Below are 23,524 nucleotides of genomic sequence, written 5' to 3'. Positions count from 1 at the left end.
GGACCACCTGTGGCCCGGTCTCCGCGTCATGAGGCCGTCAGGCCCTCCAGCGCCGGGACGCGTGGACGACTTCGCCGACCGCGCGTGCCAGGCTTCCGTCGGCGTCGACGTGACTCTCGTAGTGCGCGGCCGGAAGCGGCTGGGCCACCTCGGGCGGTGCCTCGTACAGGTCCTCGTCCTCCCACCGCAGCCTGCGCGCCGTCTTCACGAACACGACCGCCGCGACCAGCAACAACACCCCGAGCGCGGCAGGCCACAGGACCTTCTCCGCGACCGCGATGGCGAACTGGACCTGAGCCACCACGACGAACACCACGGTCAGTCCGACCACCGACCACGGGGCCGAACTGCTCTCGCGTCTGCGCTTGGCGGCACCGGTTGCCCCCATTGGCGTCACCTCCACCGATGTTGCCGTGGACATCGGCGATTGATCGCACGGAGTTACAGGCCCAAGCGTACTCCTCGGTCGTTTGGTTGCAGACCGTCATTTTCCGGACATCGGCCGGCAGGTGCGAAACCGCTGCACAACGGGTGCGCGATTCACCCGGTGGTGTGATCATCAACCGGTGTCCGCACTGCACGCGGGAGATCCCGCCTCATTCGCCGCCGATGTTCTGGACGAGGGTCCGGCCGAACTGGAGTACGTGCCGGGAGTGGCGTCACGGCGCCCCACCAAGACGTGCGCGGGCGGCGCGCTGATCCGTGATTCCACCGGACGCGTGCTGTTCGTCGTGCCGACGTACAAGGCGGTGCTGGACATCCCCGGCGGAATGACCGAGGACGACGAGTCCCCGAAGGCGGCGGCGCTGCGGGAGATCCGTGAAGAGCTCGGGCTGACGCTGACGCTCGGGACGTTGCTGGTGGTCGACTGGACACCGCGCAACGGGGTCTGGCGCGACTGCCACCAGTTCGTGTTCGACGGTGGTGTGGTGGACGACGCGGTGGCGTGCGACCCCGAGCTGGAAGGCGTGCTGTACCTGACGCTGGACGAGGCGCGGGACCGCGTCTACCCGTCGCTGCACCGGCGGCTCACCCTCGCTCTAGCCGCCCTGGAGAGCGGTTCCACGCGGTACGCCGAGTTCGGCCGGGAGGTCTGATGCGGATCGTCTCGCTGCTGCCCGCGGCCACCGACGTCGTCGCCGAACTGGGGCTCGTCGAGCACCTGGTGGGACGGACCCACGAGTGCGACTGGCCGGCCGAGGTCGAGGGCGTCCCCGTCGTCACGAGCACCGGGATCGACCAGAACGCCCTGAGCAGCAGGGAGATCAACTCGACCGTCCACCAGGGGTCGTCGCTGTACGGGCTCGACGCGGACCTGCTGAACGACCTCGAACCGGACGTGATCCTCACCCAGGACCTCTGCGACGTCTGCGCGATCTCGTACCGCAAGGTCACCGACACGGTACGGATGATGGACGTGGGCCCGAAAGTCCTGAGCCTCGAACCCTCCACTTTGGACGAGGTGCTGGGCTGCCTGAGGACCGTGGGCGACGTCCTCGGCGTCGACAGCACGGACAGGATCGCCGCGCTCAGAAGCCGCATCGAGAACGTCGAGCGACAGACCAGGAATCTCCCCCACCCGCGAGTGGCCGCCATCGAGTGGCTCGACCCGGTCTGGCCCGCCGGCCACTGGGTTCCCGAGCAGATCGCGGCAGCGGGCGGAATCCCGCTCATCGCGGAGAAGGGCGAGCACACCAGGCCGATCACCTGGCAGACCGTCCACGACGCCAAGCCGGACATCGCTCTCCTGATGCCCTGCGGCTTCCCGATCGAACGGACGCTCCGGGAACTCCCGGACCAGCCGCTGCCGCAGACGTGGGTCCTGGATGGACCGTCGTACTTCAACCGGCCGGGCCCGCGCGTGGTGCGCGGCATCGAGGTCCTCGCCCACGTCCTGCACGGAATCGGCCAGAAGCCCTCCAGAACCGAGGCCGTTAAGCTCGAACCATGGACCTGAGCGCGTTCCCCCGAGTCTCCCTGGGCACCTGGCCGACCCCGCTGGAGGACGCCCCGAGGCTCGCGACCGAGCTCGGCGGCCCGCCGGTCCTGATCAAGCGCGACGACGTCAACGGCCTCGGCGCGGGCGGCAACAAGCTGCGCAAACTCGAGTTCCTGCTGGGCCAGGCGATCGAGGAGGGCGCGGACACGATCATCACGTTCGGCGCGCTGCAGACCAACCACGGCCGGCAGACGGCGGCGGCGTGCGCGAAGCTCGGCCTGAAGTGCGAACTCGTGCTCACGGCCAAGGTGCCGATGAAGGGCGACGCGTACGAGCGGTCCGGCAACGTCGTCCTGGACCACATGTTCGGCGCGAACGTGCACGTCTGCGCGGACGCCGACGAGACCGTCAGCGCGTACGAGAAGATCAACCACGACAAGGCCGTCACGCTGCCCGTGGGCGGGTCGAACGGGCTGGGCGCGCTCGGCTACGTCGCGGCCGCCGTCGAACTCGTGGGACAGCTGAACGAGCGCGGCATCGACAACGCCACCATCGTCGTCCCGGACGGCAGCGGTGCCACGGCGGCGGGGATCGCGCTCGGCACCGAACTGCTCGGCTGGCCCGGCACCGTCCACGCCGCGAGCGTCTCGCACACCGCGGCCGATGCCGAGAGGGACCTGCGGAACCTCGCCACCGACGCCGCCGCCCTCCTCGGGCAGCCCGCCCCGAAGCTCACCCACGTCACTGTCACCGACGACACCATCGGGCCTGGTTACGGCGTGCCGACGCCGGAGATGTGGAGCGTGCTGAAGCTGTTCGCGCAGACGGAGGGCGTGATCCTCGACCCGGTCTACACCGGCAAGGCCGCGGTGAAGTTCCGCGAGATCGCCCCGCACAGCGACGTCCCGGTCGTGTTCCTCCACACGGGTGGTCTTCCCGGCTTCTACGGGTACGCGCCGGAGGCCGTGGCCCAGTTCTGATCGGGAGTGATCAGTACTCTGGTGTGGTGACCGACCTGGCCGACGACCTGAGCCTGCTGCGCGACCTCGAACGACGTTTGCTCGTCTACAAGTTCGCGATCGAGGAGCTCATGACCAAGCTCCGCATCCTCAGCGAGGAGTTCGACTCGGTCCACCAGCACGACCCGATCGAGCACATCACCAACCGCGTGAAGAAGCCCGAAGGCATCCTGGAGAAGCTGCGGCGCAAGGGCTTCCCGCTCGACCTCGACGCGATCGGCGACTGGCTCGACGACATCGCGGGCGTGCGGGTGGTCTGCCCGTTCGTCTCGGACGTCTACCGGGTCAAGGCGATGCTCGCGCGCCAGCACGACGTGGAGATCCTGCGCACCAAGGACTACATCGCCACGCCGAAGCCGAACGGCTACCGCAGCCTGCACCTGATCGTGCGGATCCCGGTGTTCCTGTCGGACCGGGTCGAGCACGTGAAGGTCGAGGTGCAGCTGCGGACCATCGCGATGGACTTCTGGGCCACGCTGGAGCACAAGCTGTTCTACAAGTACGACGACAGCCCGCCCGCGGACTTCGTGGGCGAGCTGATGTCGACGGCGATGATCGCGGCGCAGCTGGACGACCGGATGGAGTCGCTCCATCGACGCATCCACCAGGACGACCACTGAGCCGCGATCGCCCCTCCTACGGCTTGCTGATCTCCAGCTGGAGCTCGGTCACCCAGTCGGCCGGGTCGCCCTCGCCGTAGTTCAGGTACACCTCGCGGGCGAACCCGTTCTGCTTGTACCCGTTGGCCTCGATCCACGCCGCCACGGCCTGGTACGTCGAGTCGACGTCGTCCATGGTGCCGCGGTGCACGACGGTCGCCGCCTCGGCCAGCGCGGGCAGGTCGACGACCTCGAACTCGTAGGCGGGCGACGCCTCGACGGCCACGGTCACGCCGGCGTGCACGACGACCTGGTCGCCCTCGGCGGGCTCGTAGGTGGCGATCCCGTAGCCGGACGGCGCGACCCCCGCCCGTCCCAGGCGTTCCATCAGCTGCGGGTACAGCGGCTGGATGACCGGCCCGATGTCCTCCGGCCCGTACGAGGCGGCGGTCGCGGTCAGCCGGGCGACCCGGACGGCGGGAACGGGCTTCACAACGATCTCGTCGGTCGGCATGGTGCCTTCCCTTTCAATGGCACGGAGACGTGCCTCGACCCGCCGCAGCCGCGACTCGTCCGCGAGGATCTGCTGCCGCAGCTCGGCGCGCCGCAACGAAAGCATGCCGTGCAACTGCTCGACGGAAAGCTTTTCGTCGAGCACCACGCGCACCTGGTCGAGCGTCAGACCGAGGTCCTTCAACGCGACCAGGCGGTTGAGTCGTTGCAGCTGGGCGGCGGTGTAGAAGCGGTAGCCGGTGGCCGGGTCGACGCGGGCCGGCAGGAGCAGGCCGACCGCGTCGTAATGGCGCAGCATCCGCACCGACACACGCCCCAGATGGGCGAAGTCTCCGATGGTGAACATGACTGCTCCTGTGTAGGGGCTGACACGGTGTGAGGGTCAAGAAATGATGGGTTTGAGCAACGCGCCGGGTGGACATCCTGGGACGTTGACGAGAGGTGGCACATGACGTTCGCACATCCGGCGCTGTTCTACTCCGATGAGGACTCCTACATCGACGGGACCGTCCCGTTCGTCATGGAAGGCCTCGCGAGCGCCGAACCGGTCGCCGTGGCGGTGCCCAGCACGAACCTGGAGCTGCTCAAAGAGGCGCTGAGCGGGTTCGCCCACCTCGTGACGTTCATCGACATGGCGGACACCGGCCGCAACCCCGGCCGGATCATCCCCGAGCTCCGCGCGTTCGCCGATCGGCACCGCGGTGCCGTCCGCATCATCAGCGAGCCGGTGTGGGACCTGCGCACCGACGTCGAGTACCCGGCGTGCGCGCTGCACGAGGCGCTGATCAACTACGCGTTCAGCGGCCGCGACCTGAGCATCCTGTGCCCCTACAGCATCACCACCCTCAACCACGACATCCTGGCCGACGCCGAGAAGACCCACCCGGTCGTGATCGACGCGAGCGGCCACCGTCCCAGCGACCACTTCCACCCCGCGCGGGTGGTCGTCGCCGCCCACTCGATGCCGTTGCCGATCCCGTCCGACGCGGTGAGCACGTCCGTCGGCGCCGGGGCGATGGCGGCGGTGCGGGCGTTCGCCCGTGAGCAGGCCGTCAAGCTCGGCCTGTCCCATGATCGTGTCGACGACTTCGCGCTCGCGGTCACCGAGCTCGCGACGAACAGCGTGCGGCACGGCGGGGGCGAGAGCACGGTCCGCGTCTGGGCCGAACCGAAAAGTATTGTTTGCCAAGTCAACGACAACGGTCACATCACCGATGTTCTGGCTGGCCGAACGCCTGTTCACGCAAACGAACCAGGCGGTCGCGGTCTGTTGCTCGTCAACCGTTTGGCGGACCTCGTGCGCACCCAAACGACGTCGTCGGGCACTGCAATCCAAGTCAGATTCGATCTGGGTGACAAAAAGGCAACGTGATCCACATACATTTGGGCCACTTCGTTATAGCTTGAGCACGTGCACGACGAGGAAGCGACGGCAATCGGTTACACGGGGGCGCGTTTCGGGTCGCCCGCGACCCGTAGACGGCTACGCGCCGACGGAAGCGAAGACTTCACTGGCGCGGAGACGCAACAACTGCCCCGTCAGCAACCGTTGCGCCAACGCCCACCGGAACCGCCACCGGAGTGGCCTGTGCAAGAGCAAGAACCGACCCACGCCCCCGCTAGGGACAGCTCGCTCATCCGTCCCTACGCCCGCACCGGCGGCCGCACGACGGCCCGCCACGACCTGCGTCTGGAGACGCTGCTCTCCACCGACGAGGACCGGCTCTACCGCGCCACCAACGACCAGGCCGCGATGATGCGCCTGTGCCTGCAGCCGCGGTCGGTCGCCGAGATCTCGGCGCTCATGAAGATCCCGCTCGGCGTCACGCGGGTGCTGCTGAGCGACCTGATCACCCTCAACCTGGTCGCGGTGCACGAACCGGCCGCCCAGCCGAACGTCGCGTTGCTCGAACGCGTGCTGTCGGGGTTGCGCAAGTTGTAGGCCGTTCGCCAACGCGCGGGACCACGCTCGGGCGCCGATAATGTGGATCGTGGCGAACCCGAGCGACGAGTCCCAGAAGACGCCGATCACCGAACCCATCCCGGCCGCTCCGGCGCCGGTCGCCCCGACGCCGGCCGCACCGACATCGGCCGCACCGGCCTCGGTCGCACCGAAGAAGATGCGGCCCACCCGGATCAGCGGTACCTGGGTCGCCGTGCTGGTGGCGATCGTCGTGCTGATCTTCCTGCTGATCTTCATCCTGCAGAACGGCGGCAACGCCACGATCCACTTCCTGTGGGGCGAGTTCAGCCTCCCCCTCGGCGTGGCCCTGCTGTTCGGCGCGATCGGCGGCGCGCTGCTGGTCGCCGTGGTCGGTGCGGCCCGCATCCTGCAGCTGCGCCGGCAGGCCAAGCGGACCGCCGCGCCTACTGGTCGTCCCGCGACCTCATCACCAGCTCGACGCGAGAGCTGATCTCCAGCTTGCGGAAGATCTTGCGCAGGTGGAAGTTCACCGTGTGCGGCGACATGAACAGCTGCGTGGAGATCTGCCGGTTCGTCTGACCCTTGGCCACCAGGTTGGCGATGGCCCGTTCGGTGTCGTCCAGACTGGACCATCCGGAGGCAGGGCGTGCCGGAGCGGCCCTGCGGCGCCTGCCGAGCTTGCGCAACCGGCCCAGGACCCGCGCGCTGTCCCGTGACGCGCCGATCTCCCGGTACAGGCCGAGCGCGGTCTCCAGCGACTTCACCGAGTCCGCCCGGTCCGGCGTGCCGGTCAGCAGCACGCCGAGGTCCTCGGCCGCGTTGGCCCGCGCCCACAGGTCGCGGTGCTGCTGCACGGCGAGTTCCAGCAACTTCGCGTCGGCGTCGAACAGGCCGCGCGCGTGCACCGCGGCCGCGGTGACGGCGCCGAACGCGGGGTGTTCCTCGGCCAGCCGTTCCGCGCGGTCCACGACGGCCTTCGCCAGCCGTTCGTCCCCCGCCTCCAGTGCCCGGCGCACGAACCACCCGGCGGCGCGGGGTTCCTCCGCGAAGAGTCCCGACGACACCAGGCCCGGGTACTCGTCGGTGAGCAGTGCCAGCGCCTTCTCGAGCCCGGAACCGACGTGGGTGACGAGCACGTCCGCCCACTGGTAGTAGGCGCGGGAGAAGAGGATCTCGTCGGCGGGAACCTGCTCGCGGTAGCGCTCGACGTGCTCGATCGCCGCGGGCAGGTCGCCGGTGTGGATCGCGACCATCGCCAGCACCGCCAGCGCGGGCGCCACCACCGACTCGTGCCCGGTCTCCTCGGCCACCGTCAGCGCGGCGCGCGCCTCGACGGAGGCCTCCTCGATCCGCCCCGCCTGCAACAGGATCCGCGCCTGCACGACCGCGGTCATGACCTCCCTGGTCACCACCGCGGACGGCCCGCTGCGCACCCGCCGCACCACGTTCTCGGCGTCGGCGAACTCCCGCAGCCCCGCGAGCAACGTCGCGAGCAGCAGTTGCGGGTAGGCGCTGAGGTCGTGGGAGGTGCTCGACCGCGCGGCCTCGCGGGCGAGTTCGAGCGCGGCGCCGGGTCGTCCGGTGTCGCGCGCGATGGCCGCGAGCACGGCCAGGGCCGTAGCCAGCACGTCGTCCGGCGCGCCCTGGTGGCCGCGCACGACTTCCTCGGCGAGTTCCTCCGCGCGGCGCCGGTCGTGGCCGAGCAACGCCATCAGCCGGGTGATCTCCACCCACGGCACGAGTTCCGGGGCCAGGTCGGGTTCGCGCAGCAACGCCTCGGAGATCTCCAGCGACTCGGCGTGCCGGGCGCCCAGCAACGACGTCGTGGCCACGCAGTGCCGGAGTTTGGCTGCCGGTTCCGGGGACACGTGCCGGGACAGGGCTTCCCGCGCGAGTGCCTGCGCGGCGGTGAGCTTGCCGGCCGCGGTGAGCGCCCGCACCGCCATGACCGTGCGGTGGACCAGCGAAGCAGACGCTTGGTCGGTCAGTTCCAAAGCGCGCACCGCGAGTTCGGCGGCGGCCTCGGGAGCGTTCCACAGCACGGCTTTCGCCGCCGCGACGAGTCCGTCGATCGACCGGGCGTCGCCGCGCTGGGCGCCGTGCAGCAGGTGCCGCGCGGCGAGGACGGCGGAATCCCCGCGCGCCAGCAGCATCTCGCCGGCCTCGCGGTGCAGCGCGCGCCGCACGGGCAGGGGCACGGAGTCGGCGACCAGCCGCCAGAGCAGCTCGTGGCGGAACGCCAGCCGCTCGTCCAGCGACGTCACGACGCCCGCGCCGATGACCTCGTCCAGCGCGGGCAACAGGATCGCGGTGCTCGACGCCAGCATCTCCGCGACGTCACCGGGTTCGAAGCGCGGCCCGAGCACCGACGCGACCTGCAGGAGGTGCCTCGCCTTGCCGCTCAACGCACTCACGCGGTCGCGCAGCAACGCCTCGGTGGCGTGCGGCGAACGATCGGTCCTGATCGAGGCGTGCTCGGCGGTGACCACGACCTGGTCGTCCTGCCGGAGAGCCTCGAAGAGCCCGGCCAGTGCGGCGGGATTGCCCTGGGCGAGCGAGGCAAGCGCTTTCAGGTCGTGGTCGGGGATGCCGCCGGTCAGGTCGGTCACGAGTTCCTCGACCACGTTGTCCGCCAACGGACTCAGCGTGATCCGGGTCGCTCCGCGTTGTGCCGCGGCGGCGAACAGGCGGTCCGCGCCCTCGCCGCGGCGCCGGGCGAGCAGCCAGACCACCTTCTCGTGCGTGGAGGCGGGTAACAGTGCGCGCAGAGCGGCCAGGGTTCCCGGCTCGGCCAGGTGGAGATCGTCCAGCACGACGACGGCAGGCCCGTCCGGGCGGCGGTCGGCCAGGCGGGCCAGCAGGAACGGCTGATCGAGCTCGTCCTGGGCGGTGGCCACCTCGAACCCGCGGCCGGCGGCGACGGCGGCGATCTCGGCCAGCAACCGCGTCTTCCCGGTGCCCGCCTCCCCCTCGATCAGCACCACACCGGTGCCCGCGTTCAGCACACCGCTCAGGAGCTCCCGTTCTCCCTCACGGCCGCGAAACACCCCGTCCCGATTCCCCGACACCCATTTTTCCTTTCGCTCCGCGGCGGCGGAGAACACTCGCTGCAATACCACAACGACCCGCACCACGACCAGCCCCGAAGCGCCTCTCCTAGGCCGTTGGGATCAGCGGGTGAGGCCGCCGCCACGCTGCCGCTACCCATTCGAGTAGTTGCCCGCGGGATCATACGTGCAGCCCTCCTGTTGAGACGCCCTTGGCGCAGGAACCTTTACCTGGGCAAGTGGAGCGCTTTCTCCTAACATCAATTCCGCTGATACTTTCAGCGGCGGATTGTGGAGAGATCTTGGAAAACCGGCTGAAAGTGTGGTGCGCCGGAATCAGCGATCAGGTGGCGCCGGGGACGACCACGGTGGTGGAAGGCGCACCCGGCACGGGCAAGACGGCGGCGCTGGACGACCTCGCCGCGCGCTGGCCGGGGCAGGTCGTGCGAGCGCGGGGCAGTGCGCTGGAAGGCGACCTGCCGTTCGGGGTCGTGGCACAGCTCTTCGACCTGGTCGACCCGGATCTCGTGCCCGCAGAGGCGATGAGTGCGTTGCAGCTCACAGCCGTGACCGTCGATTTCCCTCTGTTGCACGGTGTCTACCGACTGGCCGCCGCACTGGCTTGTCGCGGTGACCTGCTCATCGTCGTGGACGACGCGCACTGGGCCGATACCGCTTCTCTGCGCTGGCTGGCGTATCTGGCGTTGAGGGTGCAACGGCTGCCCATCGCGCTCGTGCTGGCTGTGGGCATGGGCGAGCGGTGTGACGATCCTTCTTACGGCGAGATCATGGCTGCGTGCCAACGGGTCACGCTGGACAACCTGACGCCGGCCGAGATCGGTGTGCTGGTCACGTCGGCGTTGGGTGAGGCGGCGCCCGAGTTCGTGACCGCCTGCGTGGCGGCGACCGGCGGGAACCCGTTGACGGTGACGCGTCTGCTCAGGGCGTTGGCCGAGGACCGGGTGCCACCGACCGCCGAAGCCGCGTGGCGGGTCTCCCACCGCGGCGCGGAGGTGGCCGGCGAGATCATGACCGCCCGGTTGCGCCGCCGTCCGGCCGCCGTGGTGGCCACGGCTCATTGCCTTGCGGCCCTGGGTTCCTCACCGCATCCCGGCGTGCTGGCCGAGCTGACCCGGCTCAGTCCCGTCGAGCTTGCCGAGGCGGTCCGGACGGTCGAGTTGCTCGGCGTGGCCGGGCCCGCGGTCCTCGACGACATGCCGGCCGGTGCGCGGGCCGCGTTGCACCTTCGGGCCGCACGGTCGTTGCGCACCCATGGCGCTTCGGACCGGGCCGTCGCCGACCATCTGCTGGAGACCTCGCCCGGCCTGGAGCCGTGGGCGGGCGAGGTGCTCGACCGGGCCGCACAGGAGGCGGTGAACCAGGGCGACACGTCCGGTGCCGCGCGGTTGCTGTGGCGGGCGTTGCGCGAACCGGTGGCGAACCCGTCACGGGCGTTGCGGCTGCTGGGAATCGCCGAGCTGGTCGGCGACCTGCCCGGCGCGACGGCGCGGCTGCGCGAGGCATTTCAGTCCGATGTGGACGATGTCGAGTCCGCGGTGGCCCTGTCGTACGCGCTGCACGCCGAGAGCAACCCGGCCGAGATCGCCGCGGTTCTGGCCGGTTCTCCACTGGCACAGGCGCATCTGGCCGTGCACGGGCTGGTGTGGCAGGAGGCCGTGCCGTCGTCGGTGCCGCTCGACACGCCCGCAGGTGTGCTGCACCACGTGATGGTCGGGGACATCAGTGCCGCGGAAGCGGTTCCGCTCGTGTCCGCCTCGGGCGTGCTGTCGTCGCTGGCGTCCGCGATGACGCTGAACCTGGCCGACTCGCTGGACGAGGCGCTGGCCGTGCTGGACGAGGTCGACCGCGCGCAGGCTCCCGCGTTGCGGGCGCTGACGAACGTGATGCGCGCGAACGTCCAGCGCCGCAAGGGAGATCTCGTCTCGGCCCGCGCGGACCTGGAGGTCGCGGCCGACCACCTGCGCCAGGACCGGCGCTGGCACGCGGTGTCCACGTGGCACGCCGCGTTGCTCGCCGACATCCTGCTCGAGGAGGGCCGCCTGGACGAGGCCGCCGTGGTCATCGCCGAGGCCTCGACGGACGAGGCGCGGCGCGTGTGGTCGTACGGCGGTGTGCTGACCGTGCGCGGACGGATGCTGACCGCGCGAGGCGACGATCACGAGGCCCTGGAAGCGTTTCTGGCCGCCGGACGGCACTGCGCGGCGTGGCCGTACCGCAACCCGGCGGCGCTGGCGTGGCGTTCCGGTGCGGCGTTGGCGTCAGCGGCGATGGGCGACGGCGAACGAGCCCGCGAACTGGCCGTGGAAGAGGTCACGCTGGCCCGCGACTGGGGCGCGCCCAGGGCGTTGGGCATGGCGTTGCGCGCGGCCGGCCGGGTGACGGCGGGCGCGGCCGGGCGGACGTTGCTGGAAGAGGCCGTACGGGTGCTGCGCGGCTCCCCCGCCCGCCTGGAGCTGGCGCGCGCGTTGGTCGACCTCGGCGTCGTGGTGCGCCGTCAGGGCGACACGGCGTTCGCGCGCACCTGCCTGCGTGACGCGATGGACCTGGCGCAGAAGTGCGGATCCTCGGCGATGGCCGCGCGTGCCTACTCCGAACTGGTGGCGACGAGCGCCGGACCTCGGCGGATGCGGCAGACCGGGCCGACCGCGCTCACCCCGACGGAGCACCAGGTGGCGGAACTGGCGGCACGCGGCCGTTCGGATGACGAGATCGCGTCCACGCTGCTCATGCCCGTCGGCGGCGTCGAGGGCGTGCTCTCGGGGATCTACCGGAAGCTCGGGGTGTCCGGCCGTTTGCAGCTGGCCGATGCTCTGTTCGTGGACTAGTTCGGACCCGTTCGGCCGATGGTTCCCGTTGCGGCATTCGGCCTATGGTCCTGCGCATGGCGAGCGAATTTCAGCGCAGCAAGGTGCACCTGGTGTTCGGCGCGATGGACGTCACCGGTGACGGCTATCTGACCGAGGAGGACTTCCGGCTTCTCGCCGCGCGCTGGGCCGGGCTGCGCGGCAGCGACGAGAAACTGCTGTCCCAGGTGATGCTCGGCTGGTGGACGACCCTGCAGTCGGCAGCGGGCGGCGCGGCCAGGGTGACGCTGGACGACGTGCTGAACGTCGTGGACGTGCTGCCCACGAACATCGAACCGGTGCTCGGCACCGCGGACGCGATGTTCGGTGCGGTGGACGCGGACGGCGACGACTACGTGTCCGAGGACGAGTACCGGGTGATGATCGAGGCCTGGCTCGGACACGAGGGCACGACCGACTTCTCCGTCCTGGACCTCGACGGTGACGGCAGGCTCTCGCGGGCCGAGTTCGCCACGCTGTGGGCTGAGTTCTGGGCGGGCGACAACGCGGACGCCGCCGGCTCCTACGTGTTCGGACCTGTTCAGGCAGCCTGAACGAGGGAGAAGAACTCCTGGCGTGACGCGGCGTTCTCGCGCAGCACGCCCTGCAACGCCGAGGTGACCGTGCGGGATCCGCTGACCCGCACGCCTCGCAGCGACATGCACATGTGCTCTGCTTCGATCACGACGCCGACCCCCTTGGGCTGCAGGTGTTCCTGCAGCCAGTCGGCGACCTGCTTGGTGAGCCGTTCCTGCACCTGCAGGTCGCGGGCGAACATCTCCACCACCCGCGCGAGCTTCGACAGGCCCAGGATCCGTTCCCCCGGCAGGTATCCGACGTGCGCGACGCCGTGGAACGGCAGCATGTGGTGCTCGCACAACGACTGCACGGGGATGCTGCGCGCCAGCACGAGTTCGTCGTAGCCCTCGTCGTTCGGGAACGTCGTCATGGTGAAGGCGCGCGGGGTCAGCATCTCCTCGTAGGCCTCGGCCACGCGGCGCGGGGTGTCGGCCAGGTGCACCGAGTACGGGTCCTTGCCCAGTGCCTTGAGCAGGTCCGTGACCGCTCGCTGCGCCGCCTCGACGTCCATGTTCGCCACGGTAGATCCGTTCGCCGAATTTAGTCAACAAGAGTAGGTTTTAGAGATGGCCGACCCCGTCGCCGCCGTCGCGGCCCTCGACGAGCCGAACCGCCGCAGGCTCTACGACTTCGTCGTGCACCACACCGCGCCCATCAGCAAGGACGAGGCCGCGCAGGCCGTCGAACTCCCTCGCACGACGGCCGCGTTCCACCTCGACAAGCTGGTCGAGATGGGCTTGCTCACAGTGGTGCACCAGCGCCGAACCGGCCGCAGCGGACCTGGCGCGGGCCGTCCGGCGAAGCTCTACCAGCGCTCCGAGCAGCAGATCGAGGTGTCACTGCCCGACCGCCGCTACGAGGCCGCGAGCCACCTGGTGACGGACGCGTTGATGGAGGCGGAGAGCACCGGCGAGCCACCGCGCGAGATCCTGAACCGCCGCGCCTACGAGTGGGGCGCGAACCTGGCCTCCACCGCCTCGGGCGATCTGCCGAGAGCGTTGGGAGACTTCGGTTTCGAGCCCCGCTCCGAGGGCGAGGAGATCCTGCTGGGCAACTGCCCGTTCCACAGCCTGGCGCAGCGGCACGCGCAACTGGTGTGCGGCATGACCCTGTGCCTGATCAACGGCCTGCTGGACGGGATCAAGGCGAACGGCGTGTCCGCCCGCCTCGATCCGTCACCAGGTCACTGCTGCGTACGGGTCGTTCAGACGCCGTCTTCCAGGTCGCCCTCGGTCTCGAGGTAGGCCGCCCGCAGCGCGTCCAAAGTGGACTCCTCCGGGTGCTCCCACATCTTGCGCTCGGCCGCCTCCAGCAGCCGCTCGGCGATGCCGTGCAACGCCCAGGGGTTGCTGGTCTGCAGGAACTTCCGGGTCTCAGGGTCGAGCACGTACGACTCGGTGAGCTTCTCGTACATCCAGTCCGCTACGACACCGGTCGTGGCGTCGTAGCCGAACAGGTACTCGACCGTCGCCTGCAGCTCGAACGCGCCCTTGTAGCCGTGGTTGCGCATCGCCCCGATCCAGCGCGGGTTCACCACGCGGGCGCGGAAGATCCGTGAGGTCTCCTCCGTCAACGTGCGCGTGCGGACCGCCTCCGGGCGCGTGCTGTCCCCGACGTACGCGGCGGGTGCCTTGCCCGTCAACGCCTTCACCATCGTGACCATGCCGCCGTGGTACTGGAAGTAGTCGTCCGAGTCGGCGATGTCGTGCTCGCGGGTGTCGATGTTCTTGGCCGCCACCGCGATCCGCCGGTACGCCGACTCCATGTCCGCGCGCGCCGCCACGCCGTCCACACCACGCCCGTACGCGTAACCACCCCAGACCGCGTAGACCTCGGCGATGTCGGACGAGTCGCGCCAGTTGCGGCTGTCGATCAACGGCAGCACGCCCGCGCCGTACGCGCCCGGCTTGGAACCGAAGACGCGCAACGTGGCCCTGCGCTGGTCGCCGTGCTCTTCCAGGTCCTTGAGCATGTGCGCCCGCACGAAGTTCTGCTCCGCGGGCTCGTCCAGCGCGGCCACCAGCTGCACTGCATCGTCCAACATGGACACGACGTGCGGGAAGGCGTCCCGGAAGAAGCCGGAGATGCGGATCGTGACGTCGACGCGCGGCCTCTCCAGTTCCTCCAGCGAGATGACCTCGAGACCGGTGACGCGACGCGACTGGTCGTCCCACACCGGCCGCACGCCCAGCAGCGAGAACACCTCGGCGATGTCGTCACCGGCGGTGCGCATCGCGGAGGTGCCCCAGACCGACAGGCCGACCGAGGGCGGCCACTCGCCGTCGTTCTCCTCGCGGTAGCGGGCGAGCAGCGAGTCGGCCATCGCCTGGCCGGTCTCCCACGCGAGTCGCGACGGGATGGCCTTCGGGTCGACCGAGTAGAAGTTGCGGCCGGTCGGCAGCACGTTCACCAGGCCGCGCAACGGAGAACCCGACGGGCCGGCCGGGACGTAGCCGCCGTCCAGCGCGTGCAGGACGTTCGTCATCTCGTCCGTGGTGCGCGCCAGACGAGGCACGACCTCGACCGCCGCGAACTCCAGGATCTTCCGCACGTCCTCGGACTCGTGCAGGGTCTTGGCCACTTCCCGGTCCCAGCCCGCGTCCTCCATCGCCTGAACGAGTCCGCGCGCGATCTCCTCGATCGCGTCGACGTCTTCGCGACCCGTGGTCGTGAGGCCGAGCGCCTCGCGCAGGCCGGGCAGCGCGGCGACCTGACCGCCCCACATCTGCCGTGCCTGCAACATGGCGAGCACGAGGTTGACGCGAACGCTGCCGGTCGGCGCCTCGCCGAGGACGTGCAGGCCGTCGCGGATCTGGACGTCCTTGACCTCGCACAGCCAGCCGTCGACGTGCAGGATGAACTCGTCGAACTCCGCGTCGTGCGGCCGGTCCTCCAGGCCGAGGTCGTGGTCGAGCTTGGCGGCCTGGATCAGCGTCCAGATCTGCGCGCGGATCGCCGGCACCTTCGCCGGGTCCATCGCGGAGATGTTGCCGTACTCGTCGAGCAACTGCTCCAGCCGCGCGATGTCGCCGTAGCTGTCGGCGCGGGCCATCGGCGGGACGAGGTGGTCGACCAGCGTGGCGTGCGCGCGCCGCTTGGCCTGCGTGCCCTCGCCGGGGTCGTTGACGAGGAACGGGTACACCAGCGGCAGGTCGCCGAGGGCCGCGTCCGTGCCGCAGGACGCCGACATGCCGACGGTCTTGCCGGGCAACCACTCCAGGTTGCCGTGCTTGCCGACGTGCACGACCGCGTCCGCGCCGAAGTTCGACTCGATCCACCGGTACGCCGCGAGGTAGTGGTGCGACGGCGGCAGATCCGGGTCGTGGTAGATCGCGATGGGGTTCTCGCCGAACCCGCGCGGCGGCTGCACGATCACGACGACGTTGTTGGACCGCAACGCGGCCAGCACGATCTCGCCGTCCTTGGACTTGCTGTGGTCGACGAAGAGCGTGCCCGGGGCCTCGCCCCAGTGCTCCTGCATCGACTCGCGGAAGTCCTCGGGCAGCGTCTCGTAGAACTCCCGGTAGTCCGCCGCGGCGATGCGCACCGGGTTGCTCTCGAACTGCTCCTGCGTCAGCCAGTCCGCGTCCTGGCCACCGGCCGCGATCAACGCGTGGATCAACGCGTCGCCGTCCAGCTCCTGCACGCCCGGCAGCGCGTCGCCGATGTCGTAACCGTGCTCCTGCATGGCCTTCAGCAGCCGCACGGTCGACGCCGGCGTGTCCAGGCCGACCGCGTTGCCGATGCGGGAGTGCTTGGTCGGGTACGCCGACAGCATCACCGCGATCCTGCGCTCGGCCACCGGGATGTGCCGGAGGCGGCCGTGCCGGACCGCGATGCCCGCGACGCGCAGCGCCCGTTCCGGGTCGGCCACGTAGACGGTCAGCCCGTCCTCGTCGATCTCCTTGAAGGAGAACGGAACCGTGATGATCCGGCCGTCGAACTCGGGGATCGCGACCTGGGTCGCGGTGTCCAAAGGAGACAGTCCGTCGTCGTTCTCGTCCCACGAGTCGCGGCTCGACGTGAGGCACAACCCCTGCAGGATCGGCACGTCGAGCGCGGCCAGCGCGCCGACGTCCCACGCGTCGTCGTCGCCACCCGCCGATGCCTTCGCGGGGTTCGTGCCACCCGCCGCGAGCACCGTCACGACGAGCGCGTCGGCCTGGCGCAGCGTGTCGAGCAGCTCGGGTTCGGCGGTGCGCAGCGAGGAGCAGAAGACCGGCAGGGGCTTGCCGCCCTTGGCCTCGATGGCGTCGCACAGGGCGTGCACGAAGGCCGTGTTCCCGGCCACGTGGTGCGCGCGGTAGTAGAGCACCGCGACCGTCGGACCCTCTGGCGTTCCCTCGCGCTCCAGCACACCCCAGGTGGGAGTGGCGGCGGGGGCCTCGAAGCCGTGGCCGGTCAGCAGCACGGTGTCCGACAGGAACTTGTGCAGCTCGGTGAGGTTCGCCGGACCGCCGTGCGCGAGGTAGAGGTGCGCCTCGGCGCACACGCCACCGGGCACCGTCGACAGCTCCATCAGCGCCGCGTCGGGCTGCATCTCACCGCCGAGCACCACCACGGGCAGCCCACCGGCCAGCAGCCAGTCGAGACCTTCCTCCCACATCCGACGGCCGCCGAGGATGCGCACGAGGACCAGGTCCACGCCGTCGACGAGCGCGGGCAGGTCGTCGACGGTGAGTCGCGCGGGGTTGCCGAGCCGGTACTCGGCACCGCTCGCACGCGCCGACAGCAGGTCGGTGTCGGAGGTCGACAGCAGCAGGATCACGCAGGCTCCATCCCTCGTGGGGTCCTCGCCCCAAAATGCGGGTGACTGGCGAAGCGGAGTTCCTGACTCCCAGCGGTGTTCGCTGGTCACAGTGGCGGGACCGCGCCGGATTCACACCGGCTTCCTCCTGCGCTTCGTCGTTCGGGCTCACCCTAACCGGCGGGTTACAGTCCGACCTATGCGTAGTCACCCGGACGCCTGCCCCGGCGCCGTCGAGCTGCACGCCGCGGCTGACGGCGGGCTGGCGCGCATCCGGGTACCCGGCGGCACTCTTTCCGCTGCTCAGTGGGATGTCGTGCGCCTCGCCTCGCTCGAACTGGGTGCCGGCTCGATCGAGCTGACCTCGCGGGCGAACCTCCAGATCAGGGGCCTGGCGGACGGCGTGGAACTGGGCGCTCGACTGGCCGCGGCCGGGCTGCTGCCCTCCGCGTCGCACGAGCGGATCCGCAACATCATCGCGGCGCCGCTGGAGGACAACCAGGAGCTGGTCGACGCGATCGACACGGCCTTGTGCGCGGACCCGGCGCTGGCGGATCTGCCGGGCAGGTTCCTGGTCACGGTGGGGGCCTCGGTGAGCGGCCTGGGTGGCGACTTCGGGCTGGTCAGCGGGGACGTGGGCCAGGCAGGCGGCGACGCGTCCGGCACCACCCCCTCCACGTGGGTCCTCCTCCTCGCCGGTCGCGACACCGGCGTCCGCGTCACCGACCCCGTCGACGCAGTCCTCACCGCCGCCCGCCTCTTCCAGCAGCTCCGCGGCCAGGCCTGGCGCCTGTCCGAAGTGGACGACGGTGTGCGAAAGATCACCGCTCACTTCGGCGTCACCGACGCCCCGCGCATCACCCCGGCTGTGACGCCTGTCGCACCTTCACCTTTGACGCCGGGCGTCCCGCTCGGCCGGCTCGACGCTCACCAACTCCCCGGCGTCGCCCTCCGCCTGACCCCGTGGCGCAGTCTGGTCGTCCCCGAAGGCACCGACACCACCGGCCTGATCACCGATCCGGCCTCCCCGTGGCACGGCGTCAGCGCCTGCACCGGCCACCCTGGCTGCGCGAAGTCGCTCTCCGACGTGCGAGCGGACGCGCGCGCCTGGCTCGGAACCCCGCACGACCGCCCCGTTCACTGGTCAGGCTGTGCCCGCCGCTGCGGTCGTCCCGCAGGCGATGTGACCGAGTTCGTCGCGACCGGCGACGGCTACGAGGAGATCCGTTGACGCAGTACATCAAGGACGGGGCGGAGATCTACCGCCAGTCCTTCGCCACCATTCGCGCGGAGTCGGACCTCACCAGGTTCCCCGGCGACGTCGCGAAAGTCGTCGTCCGCATGATCCACGCGTGCGGCATGACCGACCTGCCGGCCGACGTCGCCTTCTCCTCGAACGTCGTGCGCGACGCCCGTGCGGCACTGCGGGCGGGCGCGCCGATCCTGTGCGACGCCAACATGGTCGCGTCCGGTGTGACCCGCCGCCGCCTACCCGAGGACAACGAAGTCCTTTGCTACCTGGGAGATCCGCGCACACCCGCGCGAGCCCAGGAGATCGGCAACACGCGCAGCGCCGCCGCGCTCGAACTGCTCGCGGACCGGTTCGACGGCGCGGTGATCGCGATCGGCAACGCCCCCACGGCGTTGTTCCACCTCCTCGACCTGATCGCGGCCGGAGCCCCGAGGCCCGCCGCGGTGCTGGGCATCCCGGTCGGGTTCATCGGGGCGGCGGAGTCCAAAGAAGCTTTGGCCGCAACGGATCTGGAGCACCTCGTGGTGCGCGGCCGGCGCGGCGGCAGTGCCATCACGGCGGCGGCCATCAACGCGATCGCGAGCGAGGAAGAATGACGGGCAAGCTCTACGGCGTCGGCCTGGGTCCCGGCGACCCGGAACTCCTGACGGTCAAGGCCGCGCGACTCATCAGCGAAGCCGACGTGGTGGCGTTCCACAGCGCCCGGCACGGCAAGTCGGTCGCCAAGACCATTGCTGCGCCGTACTTCCGTGACGGCCAAATCATGGAACAGCTCGTCTACCCGGTCACCACCGAGGACACGGACGACTACCAGGGCGAGATCGACGCGTTCTACGAGGAGGCCGCCGCCAAGCTGGCCGCGCACCTCGACGCCGGCCGCGACGTCGTCGTGCTGGCCGCCGGGGACCCGTTCTTCTACGGCTCCTACATGCACATGCACAAGCGCCTGGCCGACCGGTACGAGTGGGAGGTGGTCCCCGGCGTCACGTCCGTGAGCGGTGCTTCAGCAGTGCTCGGCACTCCGCTCGTGGAACGCGATGAGGTGCTCACGATCCTTCCCGGCACGCTGCCACCCGCCGAGCTCGCGACCCGCCTCGCCGACACCGACAGCGCCGCGATCCTCAAGCTGGGCCGCACTTTCGGCAACGTCCGCGCGGCCCTCGAAGCGTCCGGCAGGCTCGACGGCGCGTGGTACGTGGAACGCGCCACCACCGGCCGCCAGAAGATGTCGCCGCTGGCCGACGTCGATCCCGAGAGCGTCCCGTACTTCTCGCTCGCCCTGCTGCCGAGCCAGTCCAAGCCCGCCAAGCCGAAGGGCGAGGTCGTGGTCATCGGCCTCGGCCCCGGCTCCCGCGACTGGCTCACCCCGGAGGCCCGCCAGGAGCTGGAGGCCGCCGACGAACTGGTCGGCTACAGCACCTACCTCAACCGGGTTCCCGAGCGCCCGGGCCAGAAGCGCCACTCCTCGCACAACCAGGTCGAGTCCGAACGCGCGGCCTTCGCCCTGGACCTCGCCCGCAAGGGCGCGCGGGTCGCCGTCGTGTCGTCGGGCGACCCCGGCGTCTTCGCCATGGCCACCGCGGTGCTGGAAGTCGCCGCGGAGACCCCGGACGTGCCGGTGCGCGTCATCCCCGGTGTGACGGCCGCGAACGCCGTGGCGGCCAAGGCGGGCGCGCCGCTCGGGCACGACTACGCGGTGATCTCGTTGAGCGACCGGCTCAAGCCGTGGGACGTCATCGCCGAACGCCTCGAAGCCACCGCCAAGGCCGACCTGGTCATCGCGATCTACAACCCGGCGTCCAAGGCCCGCACCCACCAGGTGACGGACATGCGCGACCTGCTGCTCCAGCACCGCGCCCCGGAGACGCCGATCGTCGTCGGCCGCGACGTCGGCGGCCCGGAGGAGGAGATCCGCGTGCTCACGCTCGGCACCCTCGACCCGGCCACCATCGACATGCGCTGCCTGCTGATCATCGGCTCGTCGCAGACGATCGTGACGCCTCAGGGCGTCGTCTTCACGCCCCGACGGTACCCAACCAGCTGACCGCAGCGTCGACGTCGGCCACCGTTTCCGCAGGCGGGAGCGGTGGCCGACGCACGATCACGACCGGCACACCGAGCTGACGAGCGGCTTCGAGCTTGGCCGACGTCATCTCCCCGCCGCTGTCCTTGGTCACCAGCACGTCGATCTCCCGGGACCGCATCAGCTCCAGCTCACCGTCCACTGTGAACGGACCGCGCGACAGCAGCACCTCGATCCGGTGCGGCATCGGCGGTTCCGGCGGCTCGACCATCCGCGCCAGGAACCACTGCGGGCACGCGGCGAACTCGGCGAGGTCCTGCCGGCCGGTCGTCAGGAACACCCGCGCCCCAGGCAGGTCCCGTGCGGCGTCGGCAACGCTGTCGACCCAGTGCCACCCGTCCCCAGGAGCGAACCCAGGCCGCCGCAGGATCAGGAAAGGCACGCCGACCCGCGCACAAGCCTCGAAAGCGTTCGACGTGATCTGCCGGGCGAACGGGTGCGTGGCATCGACGACAGCGCTGACATCGTTGTCGCGCAACCACTGCGCGAGCCCGTCGACGCCCCCGAATCCGCCGATCCGAACCTCGCCGACAGGAAGAGCGGGGTTGCTGACGCGGCCGGCCAGGGAGGAGACGACCTGGGGACGCGAGGCCGCCACCCCATCCGCCACCGACGAGCCCACCACCCGCCGCGCGAGTTCCCGAGCCTCCCCCGTCCCGCCGAGGATCAGGATCATCGAACGCGCGTGGCCGAGTACAGGTGACTGTCCGGGAACTGCGTCGCTCCCAGCACGTTCCCCACGATGATCACCGCGGTCCGCTTGATCCCGGCGGCCTCGACCTGCGCCGCGATGTCGTCCAACGTCCCGCGCAGCACGACCTCGTCCTCACGGGACGCGTAGGCGACGACCGCGACCGGGCAGTCCAGGCCGTAGTTCGGCACCAGTTCCGCGACCACGTCCGAAATCCGCTGCACGGCCAGGTGCAGCACGAGAGTCGCGTGACTGCGACCCAACGTGTCCAGGTCCTCACCGTCCGGCATCGGCGTGGCCCGCTGCGAGGTCCGCGTGAGGATCACCGTCTGCCCGACGCCCGGCACGGTCAGCTCGCGCTGCAACGACGCCGCCGCGGCCGCGAACGCCGGCACCCCGGGCGTCACGTCGTAAGCGATCTCCAGCGCGTCCAGCCGGCGCATCTGCTCGGCCATCGCGCTGAACACCGACGGGTCCCCGGAGTGCAACCGGGCCACGTCCAGCCCCTGCTCCGAGGCCGCGACCAGTTCGGCGACGATCTCGTCCAACGTGAGCGACGCCGTGTCGACCTTGCGCGCCCCGGCGGGACAGAAGTCCAGCAACTCCACGGGCACCAACGCGCCCGCGTACAGACACACGGGTGACGACTCGATCAGCGCACGCCCCCGCACCGTGATCAGGTCGGCCGCTCCGGGCCCGGCCCCGATGAAGTGCACAGTCACTTGGTAACGCTCCACGTCGTCACGGGCATGTGCGGCCGCCAGCCGGTGAACTTGCCGACCGACGAGCCGCGGTTCACCGCGATCCGGACCAGGTCGCCGCCGAGCCGCGCGTACCACTGCGCCACCACGGCCTCGGACTCCAGCGTCACGGCGTTCACCACCAGACGACCGCCGGAAGCCAAAGCGTCCCAGCAGGCCTGCATCACGCCGGGCACGGTCACGCCACCGCCGATGAAGATCGCGTCGGGCTTCTCCAGGCCCTCCAACGCGTCCGGCGCCCGTCCGATGTGGACCTCCACCCCCGGCACGCCCAGAGACGCAGCGTTACCGGCGATTCGCTCTGCGCGTTCGGCCGACTGCTCGATGGCGATCACCCGGCACGTCGGATGCGTCCGCGCCCACTCGATCGCGATGGAACCCGATCCGGCCCCGACGTCCCACAGCAACTGCCCCGGCAGAGGCGCCAATCTCGACAGCGAAATAGCCCGCACCTCTCGCTTCGTCAGCTGGCCATCGGATTCGTAAGCGTCATCAGGCAGTCCGGGAACCCGCGAGAGAGCGCTCCCGCGGTACTCGACCGCGATCACGGACAGCGGGTCCGAGTCCTGCCCGGACCAAGGGTAAACCCGCTCGGCGGGCCCACCTAGCTGTTCGAGCACAACGATCTGCCCAGCCACTCCGACGACTTCGGCCACAGCTGCCGGGTCACCACCGAGCACGAGCACACGCCGTCCCGGAGTCAACACGGGCCGTAGCAAATCGATCGAACGCGCAACCAGGGACACGACCTCGACCTCGTTCAACGCCCACCCGAGCCGCGCACAGGCCAGCGACACCGACGACGGATGCGGGATCACTGTCACGCGATCGCCGAGCAACCGGACCAGGGTCGTGCCGATGCCGTGGAACATGGGGTCGCCGGACGCCAGCACGCACACGTCCCGGTACTTCTCGAACAGCTCGGGCAACGCCGGTACCAGCGGCGACGGCCACGCGACCCGTTCGAACTCCCCCGGCACCAGATCGAGCTGCCGCCGCGACCCCATCAGCACACGCGAGCGGGAAACAGCCTGCTGAGCGGAGGGTGACAGCCCGTCCCACCCGTCGGCGCCGATGCCGACGACAACGACGTCAGACGGTGCCGGTGACACGCCGCACCTGGATCTCGATCACCACGCGCTGGGGATTCACCCGCGGCTGCTTGTAGCGCAGCGCATACCGCCGCACGGCCTCGTCGACGGATTCCACGTCGTCGCGCACGACCGCCGGACCCTCCAAGGTGGACCAGCGCCGACCGTCCACCTGGCACACAGCGGCGTACCCGGCGTTGCGCACGTGCTTGACCTTCCACGACGCACCGGACGTGATGACCCGCGCGACACCGGCCTCGGCGTCGAGCGTGACCCCGACCGGGACGACGTGCACAGTCCCGTCGGGACGGACGGTGGACAACGTGCACAGGTGCCGTTCAGCCCAGAACTCGGCGAACTCGGCGCCCCGCTCGATCGACATGGCCGCATCATATGTGGCGGCAGCGATACGGCC

Annotated in this window: 22 protein-coding genes and 1 riboswitch; of the genes, 13 read left to right on the top strand and 9 right to left on the bottom strand. The window is 70.2% G+C overall.

Annotated features, from left to right (window positions below; all coding sequences use genetic code 11):
• Positions 1-37 precede the first annotated feature (37 nt).
• Positions 38-388, bottom strand: coding sequence for a hypothetical protein (locus ACIQF0_RS25935; RefSeq protein ID WP_401033247.1), 351 nt, complete (start codon positions 386-388; stop codon positions 38-40).
• A gap of 178 nt (positions 389-566) precedes the next feature.
• Between ACIQF0_RS25935 and ACIQF0_RS25930 the strand changes: the two genes are divergently transcribed.
• The 4 genes from ACIQF0_RS25930 to ACIQF0_RS25915 are packed head-to-tail and all read left to right on the top strand — an operon-like array spanning position 567 to position 3,578.
• Positions 567-1,097 carry an NUDIX domain-containing protein gene (locus tag ACIQF0_RS25930; protein WP_401033246.1) on the top strand — a complete coding sequence of 177 codons (531 nt, stop codon included), beginning with the start codon at positions 567-569 and terminating at the stop codon, positions 1,095-1,097.
• The gene (locus ACIQF0_RS25925) at positions 1,097-1,957 is read left to right on the top strand and encodes a cobalamin-binding protein (RefSeq protein ID WP_401033244.1); all 861 of its coding nucleotides are present in this window, start codon (positions 1,097-1,099) and stop codon (positions 1,955-1,957) included. Before ACIQF0_RS25930 ends, ACIQF0_RS25925 begins: the two co-directional genes overlap by 1 nt.
• Complete coding sequence (locus ACIQF0_RS25920; protein WP_401033242.1) at positions 1,948-2,919, top strand: D-cysteine desulfhydrase family protein; 972 nt, start codon at positions 1,948-1,950, stop codon at positions 2,917-2,919. Before ACIQF0_RS25925 ends, ACIQF0_RS25920 begins: the two co-directional genes overlap by 10 nt.
• A 23-nt stretch (positions 2,920-2,942) precedes the next feature.
• A complete protein-coding gene (locus tag ACIQF0_RS25915; protein ID WP_319978964.1) occupies positions 2,943-3,578 on the top strand; it encodes a GTP pyrophosphokinase family protein in 636 nt (211 codons plus the stop codon).
• A 16-nt stretch (positions 3,579-3,594) separates the two neighbouring features.
• On the opposite strand, the gene ACIQF0_RS25910 is transcribed toward ACIQF0_RS25915, so the two are convergent.
• Entirely contained in the window at positions 3,595-4,416 is an 822-nt protein-coding gene (locus ACIQF0_RS25910) for a MerR family transcriptional regulator (RefSeq protein WP_401033240.1), read from the bottom strand.
• Between the two features lie 102 nt (positions 4,417-4,518).
• Between ACIQF0_RS25910 and ACIQF0_RS25905 the strand changes: the two genes are divergently transcribed.
• From ACIQF0_RS25905 to ACIQF0_RS25895, 3 genes are all read left to right on the top strand, one after another.
• Positions 4,519-5,442, top strand: a complete 924-nt coding sequence (locus tag ACIQF0_RS25905) for an anti-sigma factor RsbA family regulatory protein (protein WP_401033238.1) — start codon at positions 4,519-4,521, stop codon at positions 5,440-5,442.
• Between the two features lie 216 nt (positions 5,443-5,658).
• A complete protein-coding gene (locus ACIQF0_RS25900; protein WP_319978961.1) occupies positions 5,659-6,012 on the top strand; it encodes a DUF742 domain-containing protein in 354 nt (117 codons plus the stop codon).
• Positions 6,013-6,052: 40 nt separating this feature from the next.
• Entirely contained in the window at positions 6,053-6,484 is a 432-nt protein-coding gene (locus tag ACIQF0_RS25895; RefSeq protein ID WP_401033235.1) for a lipopolysaccharide assembly LapA domain-containing protein, read from the top strand.
• Here ACIQF0_RS25895 and ACIQF0_RS25890 read toward each other — a convergent pair.
• The gene (locus ACIQF0_RS25890) at positions 6,438-9,062 is read right to left on the bottom strand and encodes a LuxR C-terminal-related transcriptional regulator (protein WP_401033233.1); all 2,625 of its coding nucleotides are present in this window, start codon (positions 9,060-9,062) and stop codon (positions 6,438-6,440) included. The genes ACIQF0_RS25895 and ACIQF0_RS25890 overlap by 47 nt on opposite strands.
• Positions 9,063-9,343: 281 nt before the next feature.
• Between ACIQF0_RS25890 and ACIQF0_RS25885 the strand changes: the two genes are divergently transcribed.
• Positions 9,344-11,887 carry an AAA family ATPase gene (locus ACIQF0_RS25885; protein ID WP_401033232.1) on the top strand — a complete coding sequence of 848 codons (2,544 nt, stop codon included), beginning with the start codon at positions 9,344-9,346 and terminating at the stop codon, positions 11,885-11,887.
• Positions 11,888-11,943: 56 nt separating this feature from the next.
• Positions 11,944-12,459 (top strand): EF-hand domain-containing protein, encoded by a 516-nt coding sequence (locus ACIQF0_RS25880; RefSeq protein ID WP_401033230.1) that lies wholly within the window; start codon positions 11,944-11,946, stop codon positions 12,457-12,459.
• Here the strand turns inward: ACIQF0_RS25880 and folE are convergent.
• A complete protein-coding gene (gene folE, locus ACIQF0_RS25875) occupies positions 12,447-12,995 on the bottom strand; it encodes a GTP cyclohydrolase I FolE (protein ID WP_401033228.1) in 549 nt (182 codons plus the stop codon). The two genes, ACIQF0_RS25880 and folE, sit on opposite strands and share 13 nt — an antisense overlap.
• Before the next feature lie 55 nt (positions 12,996-13,050).
• On the opposite strand from folE, the gene ACIQF0_RS25870 reads away from it, so the two are divergent.
• A complete protein-coding gene (locus ACIQF0_RS25870; RefSeq protein WP_401033227.1) occupies positions 13,051-13,728 on the top strand; it encodes a helix-turn-helix transcriptional regulator in 678 nt (225 codons plus the stop codon).
• Here the strand turns inward: ACIQF0_RS25870 and cobN are convergent.
• Complete coding sequence (gene cobN, locus ACIQF0_RS25865) at positions 13,689-17,252, bottom strand: cobaltochelatase subunit CobN (RefSeq protein ID WP_401033225.1); 3,564 nt, start codon at positions 17,250-17,252, stop codon at positions 13,689-13,691. The genes ACIQF0_RS25870 and cobN overlap by 40 nt on opposite strands.
• Before the next feature lie 34 nt (positions 17,253-17,286).
• A riboswitch (cobalamin riboswitch) is annotated at positions 17,287-17,422 on the bottom strand.
• 8 nt (positions 17,423-17,430) lie between these two features.
• On the opposite strand from cobN, the gene ACIQF0_RS25860 reads away from it, so the two are divergent.
• Genes ACIQF0_RS25860 through ACIQF0_RS25850 form a run of 3 tightly spaced genes read left to right on the top strand, consistent with a single transcriptional unit; the run spans position 17,431 to position 20,527 of the window.
• A complete protein-coding gene (locus ACIQF0_RS25860) occupies positions 17,431-18,462 on the top strand; it encodes a hypothetical protein (RefSeq protein WP_401033223.1) in 1,032 nt (343 codons plus the stop codon).
• On the top strand, positions 18,459-19,079 hold the full coding sequence (locus ACIQF0_RS25855) for a precorrin-8X methylmutase (protein ID WP_401033221.1): 621 nt from the start codon (positions 18,459-18,461) through the stop codon (positions 19,077-19,079). Before ACIQF0_RS25860 ends, ACIQF0_RS25855 begins: the two co-directional genes overlap by 4 nt.
• Positions 19,076-20,527 carry a precorrin-2 C(20)-methyltransferase gene (locus ACIQF0_RS25850; RefSeq protein WP_401033219.1) on the top strand — a complete coding sequence of 484 codons (1,452 nt, stop codon included), beginning with the start codon at positions 19,076-19,078 and terminating at the stop codon, positions 20,525-20,527. Before ACIQF0_RS25855 ends, ACIQF0_RS25850 begins: the two co-directional genes overlap by 4 nt.
• On the opposite strand, the gene ACIQF0_RS25845 is transcribed toward ACIQF0_RS25850, so the two are convergent.
• Genes ACIQF0_RS25845 through ACIQF0_RS25830 form a run of 4 tightly spaced genes read right to left on the bottom strand, consistent with a single transcriptional unit; the run spans position 20,499 to position 23,491 of the window.
• The gene (locus ACIQF0_RS25845) at positions 20,499-21,242 is read right to left on the bottom strand and encodes a cobalt-precorrin-6A reductase (protein WP_401033217.1); all 744 of its coding nucleotides are present in this window, start codon (positions 21,240-21,242) and stop codon (positions 20,499-20,501) included. The genes ACIQF0_RS25850 and ACIQF0_RS25845 overlap by 29 nt on opposite strands.
• Complete coding sequence (gene cobM, locus ACIQF0_RS25840) at positions 21,239-21,979, bottom strand: precorrin-4 C(11)-methyltransferase (protein ID WP_401033215.1); 741 nt, start codon at positions 21,977-21,979, stop codon at positions 21,239-21,241. Before cobM ends, ACIQF0_RS25845 begins: the two co-directional genes overlap by 4 nt.
• Positions 21,976-23,130 carry a precorrin-6y C5,15-methyltransferase (decarboxylating) subunit CbiE gene (cbiE, locus tag ACIQF0_RS25835; RefSeq protein WP_401033213.1) on the bottom strand — a complete coding sequence of 385 codons (1,155 nt, stop codon included), beginning with the start codon at positions 23,128-23,130 and terminating at the stop codon, positions 21,976-21,978. The genes cobM and cbiE overlap by 4 nt, the downstream gene beginning before the upstream one ends.
• On the bottom strand, positions 23,111-23,491 hold the full coding sequence (locus ACIQF0_RS25830; RefSeq protein ID WP_360031870.1) for a TIGR03618 family F420-dependent PPOX class oxidoreductase: 381 nt from the start codon (positions 23,489-23,491) through the stop codon (positions 23,111-23,113). The genes cbiE and ACIQF0_RS25830 overlap by 20 nt, the downstream gene beginning before the upstream one ends.
• Positions 23,492-23,524 lie beyond the last annotated feature (33 nt).

The sequence above is a fragment of the Lentzea sp. NPDC092896 genome (genome assembly GCF_044754905.1).
GTDB lineage: Bacteria > Actinomycetota > Actinomycetes > Mycobacteriales > Pseudonocardiaceae > Lentzea.
The sequence above is the reverse complement of the archived record's forward strand: the minus strand, read 5'-3'. Positions and strand labels throughout refer to the sequence as shown.

What these genes read in the sequence shown, in the direction of transcription:
- ACIQF0_RS25850 (WP_401033219.1), top strand. Translation starts at nt 19,076, where the DNA reads ATGACGGGCAAGCTCTACGGCGTCGGCCTGGGTCCCGGCGACCCGGAA.
- ACIQF0_RS25895 (WP_401033235.1), top strand. Translation starts at nt 6,053, where the DNA reads ATGTGGATCGTGGCGAACCCGAGCGACGAGTCCCAGAAGACGCCGATC.
- ACIQF0_RS25920 (WP_401033242.1), top strand. Translation starts at nt 1,948, where the DNA reads ATGGACCTGAGCGCGTTCCCCCGAGTCTCCCTGGGCACCTGGCCGACC.
- folE (WP_401033228.1), bottom strand. Translation starts at nt 12,995, where the DNA reads ATGGACGTCGAGGCGGCGCAGCGAGCGGTCACGGACCTGCTCAAGGCA.
- ACIQF0_RS25830 (WP_360031870.1), bottom strand. Translation starts at nt 23,491, where the DNA reads ATGTCGATCGAGCGGGGCGCCGAGTTCGCCGAGTTCTGGGCTGAACGG.
- ACIQF0_RS25880 (WP_401033230.1), top strand. Translation starts at nt 11,944, where the DNA reads ATGGCGAGCGAATTTCAGCGCAGCAAGGTGCACCTGGTGTTCGGCGCG.
- ACIQF0_RS25910 (WP_401033240.1), bottom strand. Translation starts at nt 4,416, where the DNA reads ATGTTCACCATCGGAGACTTCGCCCATCTGGGGCGTGTGTCGGTGCGG.
- ACIQF0_RS25905 (WP_401033238.1), top strand. Translation starts at nt 4,519, where the DNA reads ATGACGTTCGCACATCCGGCGCTGTTCTACTCCGATGAGGACTCCTAC.
- ACIQF0_RS25845 (WP_401033217.1), bottom strand. Translation starts at nt 21,242, where the DNA reads ATGATCCTGATCCTCGGCGGGACGGGGGAGGCTCGGGAACTCGCGCGG.
- ACIQF0_RS25860 (WP_401033223.1), top strand. Translation starts at nt 17,431, where the DNA reads ATGCGTAGTCACCCGGACGCCTGCCCCGGCGCCGTCGAGCTGCACGCC.
- ACIQF0_RS25935 (WP_401033247.1), bottom strand. Translation starts at nt 388, where the DNA reads ATGGGGGCAACCGGTGCCGCCAAGCGCAGACGCGAGAGCAGTTCGGCC.
- ACIQF0_RS25925 (WP_401033244.1), top strand. Translation starts at nt 1,097, where the DNA reads ATGCGGATCGTCTCGCTGCTGCCCGCGGCCACCGACGTCGTCGCCGAA.
- ACIQF0_RS25870 (WP_401033227.1), top strand. Translation starts at nt 13,051, where the DNA reads ATGGCCGACCCCGTCGCCGCCGTCGCGGCCCTCGACGAGCCGAACCGC.